The organism is Geobacillus genomosp. 3 (genome assembly GCF_000445995.2).
GTDB lineage: Bacteria > Bacillota > Bacilli > Bacillales > Anoxybacillaceae > Geobacillus.
Genome location: NC_022080.4, coordinates 1,592,814 through 1,605,998 on the forward strand (window position 1 = coordinate 1,592,814; position 13,185 = coordinate 1,605,998).

18 protein-coding genes are annotated in these 13,185 nt (G+C 54.0%); 13 read left to right on the forward strand and 5 right to left on the reverse strand.

Going from position 1 to position 13,185, the window contains the following annotated elements; genetic code table 11:
- Positions 1 to 136 precede the first annotated feature (136 nt).
- Entirely contained in the window at positions 137 to 1,336 is a 1,200-nt protein-coding gene (locus M493_RS07945; protein ID WP_020959799.1) for an ABC transporter substrate-binding protein, read from the forward strand.
- A 172-nt stretch (positions 1,337 to 1,508) separates the two neighbouring features.
- Here the strand turns inward: M493_RS07945 and M493_RS07950 are convergent, their stop codons facing one another.
- Complete coding sequence (locus tag M493_RS07950) at positions 1,509 to 2,006, reverse strand: OsmC family protein (RefSeq protein WP_020959800.1); 498 nt, start codon at positions 2,004 to 2,006, stop codon at positions 1,509 to 1,511.
- A gap of 73 nt (positions 2,007 to 2,079) precedes the next feature.
- On the opposite strand from M493_RS07950, the gene chrA reads away from it, so the two are divergent.
- Positions 2,080 to 3,282, forward strand: coding sequence for a chromate efflux transporter (gene chrA / locus M493_RS07955; RefSeq protein WP_020959801.1), 1,203 nt, complete (start codon positions 2,080 to 2,082; stop codon positions 3,280 to 3,282).
- Between the two features lie 28 nt (positions 3,283 to 3,310).
- Here the strand turns inward: chrA and M493_RS07960 are convergent, their stop codons facing one another.
- Positions 3,311 to 4,219: a COX15/CtaA family protein gene (locus tag M493_RS07960; RefSeq protein WP_020959802.1), complete on the reverse strand. Its 909-nt coding sequence runs from the start codon at positions 4,217 to 4,219 to the stop codon at positions 3,311 to 3,313.
- A 200-nt stretch (positions 4,220 to 4,419) separates the two neighbouring features.
- On the opposite strand from M493_RS07960, the gene M493_RS07965 reads away from it, so the two are divergent.
- The 7 genes from M493_RS07965 to M493_RS07995 all read left to right on the forward strand — a co-directional run bounded on the left by M493_RS07965 (position 4,420) and on the right by M493_RS07995 (position 9,775).
- Complete coding sequence (locus M493_RS07965) at positions 4,420 to 4,959, forward strand: cytochrome-c oxidase (protein ID WP_020959803.1); 540 nt, start codon at positions 4,420 to 4,422, stop codon at positions 4,957 to 4,959.
- A complete protein-coding gene (locus M493_RS07970; protein WP_020959804.1) occupies positions 4,959 to 6,407 on the forward strand; it encodes a cbb3-type cytochrome c oxidase subunit I in 1,449 nt (482 codons plus the stop codon). Before M493_RS07965 ends, M493_RS07970 begins: the two co-directional genes overlap by 1 nt.
- Positions 6,400 to 7,032 (forward strand): SCO family protein, encoded by a 633-nt coding sequence (locus M493_RS07975; protein WP_020959805.1) that lies wholly within the window; start codon positions 6,400 to 6,402, stop codon positions 7,030 to 7,032. Before M493_RS07970 ends, M493_RS07975 begins: the two co-directional genes overlap by 8 nt.
- Positions 7,029 to 7,607 (forward strand): hypothetical protein, encoded by a 579-nt coding sequence (locus tag M493_RS07980; protein WP_020959806.1) that lies wholly within the window; start codon positions 7,029 to 7,031, stop codon positions 7,605 to 7,607. The genes M493_RS07975 and M493_RS07980 overlap by 4 nt, the downstream gene beginning before the upstream one ends.
- A 332-nt stretch (positions 7,608 to 7,939) precedes the next feature.
- A complete protein-coding gene (locus M493_RS07985; RefSeq protein ID WP_020959807.1) occupies positions 7,940 to 8,374 on the forward strand; it encodes a DMT family transporter in 435 nt (144 codons plus the stop codon).
- A 373-nt stretch (positions 8,375 to 8,747) separates the two neighbouring features.
- On the forward strand, positions 8,748 to 8,933 hold the full coding sequence (locus tag M493_RS07990) for a hypothetical protein (RefSeq protein WP_020959808.1): 186 nt from the start codon (positions 8,748 to 8,750) through the stop codon (positions 8,931 to 8,933).
- A 59-nt stretch (positions 8,934 to 8,992) separates the two neighbouring features.
- The gene (locus tag M493_RS07995) at positions 8,993 to 9,775 is read left to right on the forward strand and encodes an ABC transporter ATP-binding protein (protein WP_020959809.1); all 783 of its coding nucleotides are present in this window, start codon (positions 8,993 to 8,995) and stop codon (positions 9,773 to 9,775) included.
- Here M493_RS07995 and M493_RS17655 read toward each other — a convergent pair.
- From M493_RS17655 to M493_RS08000, 3 genes are all read right to left on the reverse strand, one after another.
- Positions 9,772 to 10,041: a trehalase family glycosidase gene (locus M493_RS17655; protein WP_335328899.1), complete on the reverse strand. Its 270-nt coding sequence runs from the start codon at positions 10,039 to 10,041 to the stop codon at positions 9,772 to 9,774. The genes M493_RS07995 and M493_RS17655 overlap by 4 nt on opposite strands.
- A complete protein-coding gene (locus tag M493_RS18540; protein ID WP_158413364.1) occupies positions 10,014 to 10,169 on the reverse strand; it encodes a hypothetical protein in 156 nt (51 codons plus the stop codon). The genes M493_RS17655 and M493_RS18540 overlap by 28 nt, the downstream gene beginning before the upstream one ends.
- Positions 10,170 to 10,321: 152 nt before the next feature.
- A complete protein-coding gene (locus tag M493_RS08000) occupies positions 10,322 to 10,528 on the reverse strand; it encodes a hypothetical protein (protein ID WP_020959810.1) in 207 nt (68 codons plus the stop codon).
- Between the two features lie 150 nt (positions 10,529 to 10,678).
- Between M493_RS08000 and M493_RS08005 the strand changes: the two genes are divergently transcribed.
- From M493_RS08005 to M493_RS08020, 4 genes are all read left to right on the forward strand, one after another.
- Positions 10,679 to 10,948 carry a hypothetical protein gene (locus M493_RS08005; RefSeq protein ID WP_020959811.1) on the forward strand — a complete coding sequence of 90 codons (270 nt, stop codon included), beginning with the start codon at positions 10,679 to 10,681 and terminating at the stop codon, positions 10,946 to 10,948.
- A 45-nt stretch (positions 10,949 to 10,993) separates the two neighbouring features.
- Complete coding sequence (locus tag M493_RS08010; protein ID WP_020959812.1) at positions 10,994 to 11,302, forward strand: hypothetical protein; 309 nt, start codon at positions 10,994 to 10,996, stop codon at positions 11,300 to 11,302.
- Between the two features lie 269 nt (positions 11,303 to 11,571).
- A complete protein-coding gene (locus tag M493_RS08015) occupies positions 11,572 to 12,324 on the forward strand; it encodes an SDR family NAD(P)-dependent oxidoreductase (RefSeq protein WP_020959813.1) in 753 nt (250 codons plus the stop codon).
- 46 nt (positions 12,325 to 12,370) lie between these two features.
- A complete protein-coding gene (locus M493_RS08020; RefSeq protein WP_020959814.1) occupies positions 12,371 to 13,141 on the forward strand; it encodes an SDR family NAD(P)-dependent oxidoreductase in 771 nt (256 codons plus the stop codon).
- Positions 13,142 to 13,185 lie beyond the last annotated feature (44 nt).

Sequence of the window (13,185 nt, forward strand, 5' to 3'; positions counted from 1 at the left end):
CATTCGAAAGACGTTCATCAAGGAGACTCTCTTCTTCACGATCGATGCAACAAGATGGAGAAAGGAGGTGAACGGCGGACGCGGCCGATGTGATCTGAACGTTGTTGGTAGGAGTTAAAAAATAGGGGGGAGCAAGGTGAAAAAACGAAAATGGTCGATTGCAGCGTTGATGACAGCCATCATGATGTTTATGCTTGCGGCATGCAACAGCTCGACAACGAACCATAACGCCGACGGAACTAACAGCGGTGGGGGCGACAACGTCGTCAATATTGGTTACAGCGGCCCGCTAAGCGGCCCGGCCGCCTACTACGGGGAGCGGACGTTAAACGGTGTGAAAATGGCGGCGGAAGAAATCAATGAGAGTGGTGGATTTGAAGTAAACGGCAAAACATATAAACTCAATATCGTGTCATTGGATGACAAATATTTGCCAAATGAAACGGCGGCAAATGCGAAACGGCTCGTCCAAGAGCATCGTACACCGATTATCTTCACCCCGCACAGCGGGGGCGTCATGGCGCTGCAAGTGTTCAACCAAACGGATAATTTCATCATTGCCGCTTATACAAGCGAGCCAAAAATCACAGAAACAGGAAACAAGCTGACAATCCGCATTCCGCCGCGCTATGACGGCTACATTCCGACCTTTACAGACTATGTGATGAAGCGCTTTGGCAAAAAATTGGCCGCTTTGCCGACAGCGACGCAATACGGGAAAGACTGGACAGAAAAACTGTTGCCATATTGGGAAAAACAAGGCGGAGAAGTTGTTTATAACACATCGATTGACTTCACGAAAGACACTGACTTTTTCACGATTATCACGAATGCCTTGAAAGAAAAACCGGATGTGTTGTTTATCGGCGGACCGTCGGAGCCGACGGCGAAAGTGGCGAAGCAGGCGCGGGAACTAGGGTTTAAAGGCGGCTTTATCATTATGGACCAAGCGAAGCTCGATGAAATGCAACGGACGATCGGTTCTTATGAGATGCTTGAAGGCGCGATCGGCGTTATGCCGCTTATTGAGTCGAAAGAGCCGGGAGCCCCGCAGTTTGTGGAAAACTATCGGGCAAAGTACAATGCCGAACCAAGCTCAGAATCCGCCTACAACTATTTAGCTCTTTACGCCTTTGTGGAAGCGATGAAGGCAGCCGGCACGGTTGATGACCCAGCCACCATTCGCGAACATATGAACGAAGGATTGAAAAACATCCCGAAAGAAAAGCAAGTATATGTCGTTCCGAATGTCGGCGAAGACGGCGGCTTTGAATCGAAAATTATCGTTGCAGCGGTGGAAAATGGAAAAGTTGTGCCGATTGAGTTAATAAAATAAACGATGCAGACTGACAGGCAGAAGAGTTCGATCACCGGGCTTCCAACGGGAATGTTCTTTTCCTGAGCCTTGAAGTGTGCATCCTCTCAAGGATCCGTAGATGGAGCAATAGAGAGGCTGTCTGAAAAGGTTATCGCTCAACCTTTTCCGGACAGCCTTTTCCATTTTCGCATTATGACGTAGTTTGATTCGTTATAGGTACTGTGGGTACGCCCCTTAGGGTGTCTTTTACCGGGCAGACACGTTCAACGTGTTCGATCAAAGCTTGGACATTTTTTGGGTCGGAAGGAGAGTCAATATCAATATGGTAGCGAATTTCTAAGAATCCAGGCCGAACGTCCGCTTTCTCCATAAAGCCATCGGGATCTAAATCTCCTTCTACGTGTACTTGAACTTTCTTCAGTTCGACCTCGTGATGGCTGGCAAACAGAGAGACTAGCACATTGATGCAACCGCCTAGTGCGGCTAGGACCAGCTCTACGGGATTCGGCCCTTGATCGGTTCCTCCCAAGGATGGAGGTTCGTCAATGATGACTTGTTTGCCGTTAATGTCAGCCACCGAGCGTACTCCTTCGCCAGACCATGTAAAGCCAAATGGCTGAATGAGTGCCGTCATCGCAATATACACGGCGGCAATCAAACCGTTTGTCGCCATCGTTCGAACGTTCATGATGTTCTCTCCTCTCATCGATGATGATATGATTGTAGTATGACATTTTCGCGAACGAAAGGAGCGAGGATAGATGGTTGAAGTGGGTCAACAGGCAACAAACCGCCGCCGCTCCATCTGGGAGGTTGGAATAACAGCGCTCCGCCTCGGCTTGACGTCGTTTGGCGGGCCGGTGGCCCATCTCGGTTATTTTTATGAAGAATATGTAAAACGAAAAAAGTGGATCGACGACAAAACGTATGCCGATCTCGTCGCTCTATGTCAGTTTCTCCCTGGGCCGGCAAGCAGCCAGGTCGGCATCGGCATCGGATTTATGCGCGCCGGTGTTTGGGGGGCGCTTGCCGCCTGGCTTGGGTTTACGTTGCCGTCAGCGCTCGCCCTCAGTCTTGTTGCCATTTGGCTGCAACGTGCTTCTTGGGACGGGGGCGGCTGGATGCATGGGTTGTTGTTGGCGGCCGTAGCAGTCGTAGCGCAAGCCGTATGGGAGATGGCGCGCAAATTCGCCGCCGGCCGCCTTGAGGCAACGCTTGCGGTCGCGGCGGCGGCGGCCGTCCTTCTTGCGCCGGGGGCGTGGAGCCAAGTAGCGGTAATCGTCATAGCGGGAGTGATCGGTGCAGCCGGGCTGCAAAAGGCAGGGGAGCGGCCGGCTGCAGGCGTCCCACCGTCCACCCGTCGTTTCACGGGGCTGGCGCTGCTTTCGTTGTTTGCCACCTTGCTGATCGTTCTGCCGCTTGCCCGCGCATGGAGCCATTCACCGCTTTTGGCGTTGGCCGACAGCTTTTACCGCGCCGGGGCGCTTGTGTTTGGCGGCGGTCATGTTGTGTTGCCGCTCTTAGAAGCGGAAGTGGTGCCACAAGGATGGGTTGCCGCTGACCAGTTTTTAGCCGGCTACAGCGCCGCCCAAGCCGTTCCCGGCCCACTGTTTACATTTGCCGCCTACATCGGGATGGCCAGCTTCGGCTGGAAAGGGGCGCTCGTCGCTACCATGGCGATTTTTCTTCCGTCTTTTTTGCTTGTGCTCGGCGCCTTTCCGTTTTGGCATTGGCTTCGCCACCATCCGCGTTTCCAAGCGGCGCTTGCCGGCATTAACGCCGCTGTAGTCGGGATTTTGCTTGCGGCACTGTATGACCCGATTTGGATGAAAGCGGTGAAAGGTCCGGCTGATCTGGCGTTCGTGCTTGGTGCTTTTCTTCTCCTTTCCATTTGGAAGTGGCCGGCATGGGCGGTCGTCCTTGTTTCGTTCGCCGGCGGATGGCTGCGCGCTTGGCTTGGCTGATGGCCCCAAGCACCATAATGGCGGCTTTTCATGATCGCCCAGAAATGGACAACGACGGGGTTGATTTTGCCGCTGCAATAGCCGGCAGATGCAAACAGATGCATAGATCGATCAACAGCAGCGCCAGCCATGTGCCGCCCGCTAAATGAACGACCGCCCACGGTAGATGAAGGCCGCTTTCGATTGTGCCGACACCCAAGGCCGCTTGCAGCAGCCCGACCGCTGCCGCCAAAAGGAGGCGCCGCTTCAGCGGGCGCCCCCAGCCGCGCCGGTGCGCAATAAAAGCTGTCCAAATTGTATACAACACCGTAGCTGTGGCAGCGGCCCGATGCGCCGTTTGCCACATTTGTGCTTTACTTGATGGCCAAATTGATTCTCCGCATGCCAACCATCCACATGCTAGGCCGTAATGTTGGTGCTTCACATACGCCCCGAGCAGCAGCGTGGTTGTGAAAAAAACCAAAAGAACACGGGCATGCCGTTTCGCCTCTGTCGGGGCGGATGTCGGCAAAGGTGCAAAAGAAGAATAAGGGACATTCCGCCAAATCCAAAGAAGGCAGCCTAAAAAAAGAAACGCCATAAGAAAATGGATGGTTACAATAGCAGGCGGGAGGTCAAACCAAACAACAAAGGCGCCGAGCATAATCTGCACCGTAAGCAAGCCAACCGTCGCCGCTGAAGCGATGCGGTCCGCTCCGCGCCGGGGGAAACGCCATAAGTGGAGGCAAAGCACCCCGGTTAAGACGGCTAACAAGGCCCCGATGAGCCGGTGGGCGTATTCAATCAGCGTCGCCCCCTTCAACACCGGGACGAGCACCCCGTTGCAAAGCGGCCAGTCAGGACCACACCCCATCCCCGAGTTCGAGGACGCCACATACCCGCCGAAGACAATTAAAAAGCAAGTGACGGCCACCGCCCAGAAAGCCAACGATTTCATCTCCTCTTTTTCCCCCTTTTTCCATTTCTATCATTATAGCAAGTCCTTCCGGCCGCTACTGTGCGCTCTATCACATTCACCATAGAAAACCAAATAGAGAGAAAAATGGGTGATTTTGTGACGAAGTTAACTGATGGAAAGCGCCATCATTCCCTATAGTGAAACTATCTTAGCGAGTGAAAAGGAGGAATGCTGCAACCATGTACCAACAAGCCGCTTGGATCATCTCCATTATTCTCATTTTGTTTGTCATCTTCGTTTTTTTGTACGTTGTCGCCCATTCTGGCCGACGCACCGACTATGAGCCGATCCAGCGAAAGGGCTACCGCATTCGGAATGTATGGTTTTTGGCCGTTATTGCGGCCATGGGCCTGGCGACGTTTTATACGCTGCGCGATTTGCCGTTTGAAAAGCCGGCGCACGCCGCCGATTCGACCGTGGTTCAAGTAAAAGCGCGACAGTTTGGTTTTGTGCTGAGCCAAAACGAGTTTCGTGTCGGTGAGCCGATCGCCTTTCAAGTGACGAGCGAGGATGTCAACCACGGGGTCGGCATTTATGATGAACGCATGGAGCTGCTTGCTCAAACGCAGGCCATGCCGAAGTATACAAATACGATTTACTACACGTTTGACAAGCCAGGAACTTATCAAGTTCTTTGTTTAGAATATTGCGGCATCGGCCACCATGTGATGGTTGCGACGATCACCGTCGCCCCGGCCGAAGAAGGGAAGGGGAACTAATGGAAGCGAACGTTCGGAAGATGACCGCGTGGTATATGCTTGTAAGCGGTGTTGCGATCTTGCTTATGATGGTGTTGGGTCTGTTCATGCTGCTTGCGCAAGGGAACATGATCCCGCTTGGACAAGATACGTTTTATGAAATGATGACCGCCCATGGCACGTTTATGATCGGCGCGGCGGCGTTTGCGGCGTCGGCCGTGATGTGGTACTTCTTGCGCCAGTATGTCCCGTTGTCGTTCCCCATTTTCGTCGCCCACTTTGTGTTGTTTTTAACGGGAGCGGCTATTACTGCCGTCAGCATTTTTGTTTTCCGTTTTGCCGGAGCCTGGACGTTTTTGTACCCGCTGCCGGCCATGTCCGCCGGTATGTGGGGGAAAGCAGGGGCGAGTTTGTACTTGATCGGCATGCTGCTCATTGGTGTTAGCTTTTTGCTTCTATATCTTGACACCTCAAGAGCCATTATTCGCCAGTACGGCAGTCTTGGGAACGGCCTTGGCTGGCCGCAAATTCTCGGAAAAGCAAAAGGCTATGGGCCGCCGCCGACCGTTGTGGCGAGCACGATGGTGTCGATCGTCAACCTCGTTTCCTTGACGGCCGGCGCCAGCGTCTTAGTGATGAGCTTGATCAATTTGTTCCAACCATCTATTGAGATCGATCCATTGCTCGCGAAAAACTTGATTTACGCCTTTGGACATATTTTCGCCAACTCGGTCATTTACATGGGAGTCATTGCGGTCTACGAAATTTTGCCGAAATATACGAACCGGCCGTGGAAATCGTACAAAATTTTTCTGATCGCCTGGAACATGTCGACATTGTTTACGATCATTATTTATCCGCACCATTTATTGATGGACTTTGCCATGCCGAAATGGATGTTGATTATCGGCCAGGTGTTCTCGTATTTAAACGGCTTGCCGGTTTTGGTCGTGACCGCTTTTGGCGCGTTGATGATCGTGTATCGGTCCGGCATTGAGTGGGATATGGCGTCAAGCTTCATTTTTCTTTCGATGTTCGGCTGGGTGGCGGGCGTCATGCCGGCCATTGCCGATGCGACCATCGTCATCAACCATGTCATGCACAACACGAAGTGGGTGCCGGGGCATTTCCACATGTATATGGGAATCGGCGCGGTGTCGATGTTGTTCGGTTTTATGTATTATCTCATCCGTGAGAGCAGAAGCAGCGTCGGTTATGCGGATATGGTGAGTTTCTGGGTTTATGCGATTTTCTTCCTCAGCTTGTGCGGTACGTTCCTGTTCTCCGGAAAGGTAAGCGCTCCGCGGCGCTGGGCGGTGCATTTCCCGGAATGGGTTCCGTATGATCGCATGGGGGCGATGTTTGCAGTGGCCATTATCGCTGCCGTTTCCGTATTCCTTTATCGGTTTTCCGTTTCCGTCATCCCTGCCCGGGTGGCAAAGGATGTCGAGGCGGGGCCGTATGCGTAAGACGGCGGCGATCCTCTTCGCACTTATGTTCGGGATTGGGCTTCTTTGGTACGGGACGGACGGGTTTCAGGCGTTCACGAGCGAAACCGCCCGCCGCCTCGCTATCTTGCAAGAGCCAAAACCGCTTCCAGTTGTGCATCTTGAAGATCAATCCGGTCATACGTTTTCTTGGCCCGGTCGTGATGGCAAGTGGAAGTTGGCCACCTTTATGTACACGCAATGCGGCGATATTTGCCCGGTCATCGAGATGAACTTGCGCCGCGTCTATGACGCGGTGCACCGCTCTTCGCCTGGTGAACCCCTTGAGTTTTTCAGCATTAGCTTCGACAACAAACGCGACACGCCGGAGATGTTGCAGCATCACGCTCACCACTACGGAGCAGACGGCGTTACATGGCGCATGGCCCGTGTGCCGGATGACGGGGAACTGAAACAATTATTAAACGCGCTCGGTGTCATTGTGATCCCGGACGGACGGGGCGGATACGAACATAACGCGGCCTTTTATTTGATCAATGAGCAGGGGCGGATCGTCCGTATTTTTGACTACAACAATCCAGAAATGGTCAGCGCGGAGTTGGTCCGCCTGCTCGAGGACGAAACATCCAAGGTGGTGAAACCATGAAGCGGATGTCTTATCTTGCCGGTGGTGCTACATTGATGGCCGTCTTGGCGCTGCCGCCCGTGTCGCGTTGGTTGGAGTCGTCGATGATCGGCGTGATGCTCGGGCAAATTCCATTGTTGGTGGCGGCCGGATGGCTGTTTGGGTTGGCGTTGCCCCGCCGTTTTGCCGAACTGCTCAGCCGTTGGAACGAAAACGGCTTGCCTGGATTGCTGTTAGCCGTCAGCGTGCTTGCCTTTTGGCTATTGCCGCGCTCGGTCGACGCTTCATTGAACGAGCCGCTTATGCGGCTGGCCAAATGGGGGATGCTGCCGCTATTGGCGGGGCTGCCGCTATCGTTCAGCTGGAAGCGGCTTCATCCGATTGCCCGCGGCGTCGTCCATGCCAATGTCATTTCCATGCTCGTGGTCATGGGCTGGCTGTATTTGGCCGTGCCGGTTCGCGTGTGCAACAGCTACTTGTTGGACCAACAAAACGCCCTTGGCCGCACGATGATCGCTTTAGCTATTGTGCTCGCCGCTTTTTGGTTGCTGCGTTTGTTCGTTGCGGGAACACCAAAAGAAACGACGGCCCGCTAAAGCAAAGGAACAGCCCTCCTTTGCCGATGACCCCGATTTATAAATATGTGGACGGATCTTCGCCATGAAGATTCGTCTATTTTTTGTTTGTGCACTTTTCTTTCTCTTTGACGAAAAGAAGGATTTTTCACCGCCGTGTCAAATATCTTTACCGGTATCGGTGAAATGCGCTTGTTTTCGTTGCATTAACACTAAGGCTGGCAAGAAGAGAGCATTTGCGCCAGTGTTGGGCAGTTATAAAGAGGCAACAGGCCGCGCGCAGCAACAGCCGTGCGACTCCAAGCTGGGGTGGCATTTCTGGAATAGACGAGAAAAGGGAGGACGATAGACGGATGAAGTGGCTATGGATGATGCTGGCCCTAGCAGCCGGGATGGCGGTTTCCATACAGGCGGGAGTGAACGGTGGCCTCGGCAGGCGGGTCGGTGTGTTGGAAGGATCGTTCGTTTCGTTTTTGATCGGGACGATCGTCCTGTTTTTAGTGCAATTGTTTTTTGGAAAAGGCGAATTGCTCGCCATGTTTTCTGTGCCGAAATGGCAGCTGATCGGCGGGATTCTCGGCGCCTTTTACGTGTTTGTCATGGTGCTTATCGTCCCAAAAGTCGGCGTCGCCAATTCGTTGATGGCTGTAGTCGCCGGGCAGCTCGTGATGAGTTCGATTGTAGACCATTTTGGTTTGTTCGGCGGGCAACGCATCCCGTTTGATCTGACGCGCCTGGCCGCGATGGTCTTTCTGTTTTTGGCGCTTTGGCTTTTTTTTCGCAAATGAGCGCGACTCGATAGCAGCCAATTGAGCTGCGGCCGTGTTGGCCTTTGGATCATGTCGTCCCATCGCTTTATGCCTAGGTGTATCGCCTCTGGCCTATACACCTGTACGGTTTATTGCGTGCGTTGGGACGACGGGATGCGTGTCCTAAAGGAAAAAGCCGCCAAGAGCACGTTTTTCCGTTGAAATATGTCTCTATTTTCTTTTGGAAAGATCTGCTACAATACAAATGGAAAAGGGTGCTCATCGCAGGCAATAAGTAACGGCACAGCCCTTTGGTTTCTTGAACGGCGGCCTCGCTGCGCTGAGCGGCCCATTTTTGATTTTTCCGCCTGTTTCAAAACAAAAGATGGGCGGCCAATAAGGAGAGAGAATAGTGTTGATCTATCGACTGCTTGGTCTTGCACTTGTTTTCTTTGCCATTTCTTTGTTTGTAGAGGGGGCTTGGTGGGCCGGGACGGTTTGCTTTTTGATTGGGGGAGGAATGGCAGCCGTGGGCTGGCTGCGGCGCCCCCGGCGCCACCCTAAGGGCGGAAAGGAAGGAAAAGAAGGATTGTTGTAAGTTAGCATAGAAAAAGCAAAGGTGGGAGTGTTTCAGAAAATCGCAGGGGAGAGGAGACCATGACAACGATGATCCAGATGCATAATGTATCGTGGGTGCGGGGGGCACGTGCGATTTTGCATGACATCACCTGGGAAGTCAATGAGGGCGAGCATTGGGCCATTCTCGGCTTAAACGGTTCGGGAAAGACATCGCTTCTCAATATCATTACCGGTTACCAATATCCAACGCGCGGCGAGGTCGAGGTGTTGGGATATCGGTTTGGGCGGGCGAGTTTGCCGGAGATGCGCCGGCACATCGGATTTGTCAGCAGCGCGCTCGATCAGTTTCACGATACGCTGCAAACCGAGACGGTCGAAGATGTGGTCGTAAGCGGAAAGTTTGCGACGATTGGCCTTTATGATGCGATAACCGGCGAGGACCGGGATAAAGCGGAGGCATTGATGGAATCGTTCCGCCTACAAGCGGTGAAAGGGAAGCGATACGCGACGCTGTCGCAGGGGGAAAAACGGAAAACGTTGATCGCCCGGGCGCTGATGGCCGACCCGGCGCTGCTCATTTTGGACGAGCCCACCGTCGGTCTTGACCTATGGGCGCGTGAACAGATGCTTTCGCTCATCGCGCCGATTGCCGCCCGGCCATGCCATGTGTTGTATGTGACGCATTACATTGAAGAAATTGTCGAACCGATCACCCATGTTTTGCTTCTGCGGGACGGCCGCGTCGCCGCTGCCGGGCGGAAAGAAGACGTGTTGACGGATGAGCGGCTGTCTGAAGCGTTTCAGTTGAACATTCGCGTTCATTGGGAAGACGGCCGGCCGTGGGTGTCGGTGCGCCGCTAGGCCGGCCGCGGGCTTCGTTGACAGACCGTGCATCCGAGAAGATCGACCGCTATTTTGGCGTAAACCGCATTCGTCCAGCCAAATCCCTCTTGGGAAGGGTAGCGGCCCACGGTACGGATGCTCATATCGGCAACATTGTATTTTTCATACAGCTTGCCCGTTTTCCAATATACGTTGGTGCAAAGCCGAATCCAGCGGCGGGCGATTTCTTGCGCTTCTCGATCGTACCCGTAATTTTTCAGCCCTTTGATGACGATCCAGTGAATAGCTCGCCTTTGGAATAAGGCGGGCTCGTTTTAATCAGCTGCCCCCACCGTTGATGAATGGAAGAAACCACATGCTCGACGGCTGGATCCGGGCAAGTGACCGTGACGTCCGGAAGCTCGATTGACAACGGCTGTCCCTCCATGGGAATGGTCTCTATGGCTATGTATACGGCCAAAACGACCCGGTTATACCGCCAATCAGATGCAAGGCGACAGCAGAAGAAAACGGAAGCCGGGCCGCAAGAGCCGCCGAACAAGGGCAGCTCTTGCGGCCGCTTTTTCAAAACGCCCGATCAACCGGCGGAAAATCGATACCATCCGCCTCTTGGCGGCCGTCAGCCGGCGTGACTTCAATGACCGGCGGCCGTCCGTTTTCAAAGCCGCGGGCGATGTCGCGAATCGGGCTCATTTCATCGGGAACGCCGATTCCCGGAGTATAGCGCGGCAAGCCGGAAGCGGCGCCGCGTTCTTCCCAAGGTTCTCTCATGAACAAACACCTCCATATTCTCAGTATGGCCGTTTGTAGAGGCCATACAAATGGAAATCGCATCCTTTCCCTCCAGTTCATTTTTGAAGCATCTCTGCCTATGGCAGGCATACTATTCATGACGATGTGGGCCATAGGAGGGAACCGAAGATGAGCTCTAGAATTGAAACGATCGAAGCGATATGGCGCCGTCAATGCGGCACATGGGAAAAAAGCGATGCGGCTTGCATTCAATCGTTTTTAGCGGAATGTTTGCACCGCCATCTTGATCCGCAAGATGCGCTCAATTGGCTCATCGAGCACCGCACTGCGCTTCCCGACGGCGACGCAGTCGTGAGCGAGGCGCTTCGTTGGGTGAACGAACATACATCGACCGGCTCCCCGGTTTCCGGAATCGGGGCGGAACGTGAAGGGGTATAGCCATAGGCCGTCATCAAGGCGGCAAACAAGAAAGGGCGGAACGACATGGTATGGGTCATCAAAACAAAGCACGAGAGTGAAAATGGTGAGACCGCTGCGCTCGAACTGGAAAGTGAAGACGGCTGGCTTGATGCCAACGTCCGCTGGGACGGATGCATGGAAATCCATTTGTACTCGGTCACAGAGGAAGGCCGTGAACTGAGCGATACGTTTCATACGTGCGATCTGCAAGGGTTGATTGAACGGCTGCAATCGCTTGATGCCGTCTGTCGATCGTTTTTTGAGTCTCAAGAGGACAAGAGGGAAGACGAAGGGCGCGCCGATGGCGGCGCTGCTGACGTCATCAGCCATTGAACGAGAAGCCGCTCCCATGGCTTCTCTTCTTTCTGCTTCCATGCGATTGAACACGTAAGCCTTTCCTGCCCCTCTGCCGTGAAGCAGGTTGAGATCGTCGCTTCCGTACCCCTTCCATTCTCCGCAAAAGGAGAAAGTTCTCGGTCAAGTCGACAAAAATGTTTCAAATATTCAAAATGTATTGTATAATAAAATCAGCGACATACCAACCGGTTGGTATACAGTGTTTTGAAAACGGATTCAAAAAAAGAAGGAAAAGGGGAGAAACCGTGAGGCTGAACGGAAAAGCTGCGATTGTCACCGGCGGCGGCAGCGGCATCGGCCGGGCGACGGCGGTGCGGTTTGCGGAGGAAGGCGCAAAAGTGGCGGTGAGCGACATCGACGAGGCGGGAGGGGAAGAAACGGTCCGCCGCATTCGGGAAAAAGGGGGCGAGGCGATTTTTGTCAAAGCCGATGTTTCCGATTCAGGGCAAATGAAGCGGCTCGTGCAAACGGCTGTGGCGGCGTTCGGCGGCTTGCATATTCTCTTTAACAATGCCGGCATCGGCCATTCCGAAGTGCGGAGCACCGACTTGTCCGAAGAAGAGTGGGACCGGGTCATCGATGTCAACTTAAAAGGCGTGTTTTTAGGCATCAAATATGCCGTGCCGGCGTTGAAAGAATCCGGCGGCGGGGCGATTGTCAATACATCGAGCTTGCTGGGGATTAAAGGAAAAAAATACGAATCGGCTTACAACGCTTCCAAAGCCGGGGTCATTTTATTAACGAAAAACGCGGCGCTTGAATACGGCAAGTTCAATATTCGCGTCAACGCCATCGCGCCGGGCGTCATTGATACGAACATCATTGCTCCATGGAAACAAGATGCCCGCAAATGGCCGATCATCTCGAAAGCGAACGCCCTCGGGCGCATCGGGACGCCGGAGGAAGTGGCGAACGCGGTGTTGTTTTTGGCGTCTGACGAGGCATCGTTTATCACTGGTGCGACGCTGTCGGTCGACGGCGGCGGACTGACGTTTTAGGCTGCTTGATGTTATGAAAAACCACGGATAAGGGGGAGGGGGCGCAATGCGCTTTTCCAATGCGGTAGCGGTTGTTACCGGCGGCGGCAGCGGCATCGGCCGGGCGACGGCCATTCGCTTGGCGCAGGAAGGGGCGGCGGTTGTTCTTGTCGGCCGCACGGCGGCGAAACTTGAAGAGACGGCTCAAGCCATCGAACGGTTGGGAGGAGCCGGCAGGGCGGAGGTGTTTGCCGCTGATGTCACGAAACGGGAACAAGTCGAGGCAGTAGCGGAATACATCCGCCGCCGGCACGGCGATTTGCATGTGCTTGTTAATAATGCGGGTATCTCGACCCATACGAAATGGCTCGAACTGACGGAACAGGAATGGGACGATGTGCAACAAGTGAACATGAAAAGCGTGTTTCTCGTTTCCCAAACACTCGCTCCGCTGATGATCGAGGGGGCGAAACGGGAGCGCGTCAACCGGGCGATCGTCAACGTCGCCTCGCTGTCAGGCCATCAAGCGGGGGCGCACATTCCGCATTACAGTGCGGCGAAAGCCGGCGTGATCAGCTTGACGAAATCGCTCGCCTTGGAGCTGGCTCCGCACGGCATTCGCGTCAACTCTGTCTCGCCCGGCTTTGTCGAGACGCCGCTCACCGAGCGCGGGCTGCAAAACGAGCGGTTTGTGAAAGCCATCGAGCGCAACACCGCCTTAAGGCGGGTGGGGACGCCGGAGGAAATTGCCAATGTCATCGCCTTTCTTGCCTCGGCGGAAGCGTCGTATATGACCGGCTCGGATGTGCTTGTCGATGGGGGATGGCTGATTACATAGCCTGGCCGGTTTCGCGGTGGTGACGAAAACATGGAAAGGGAAGA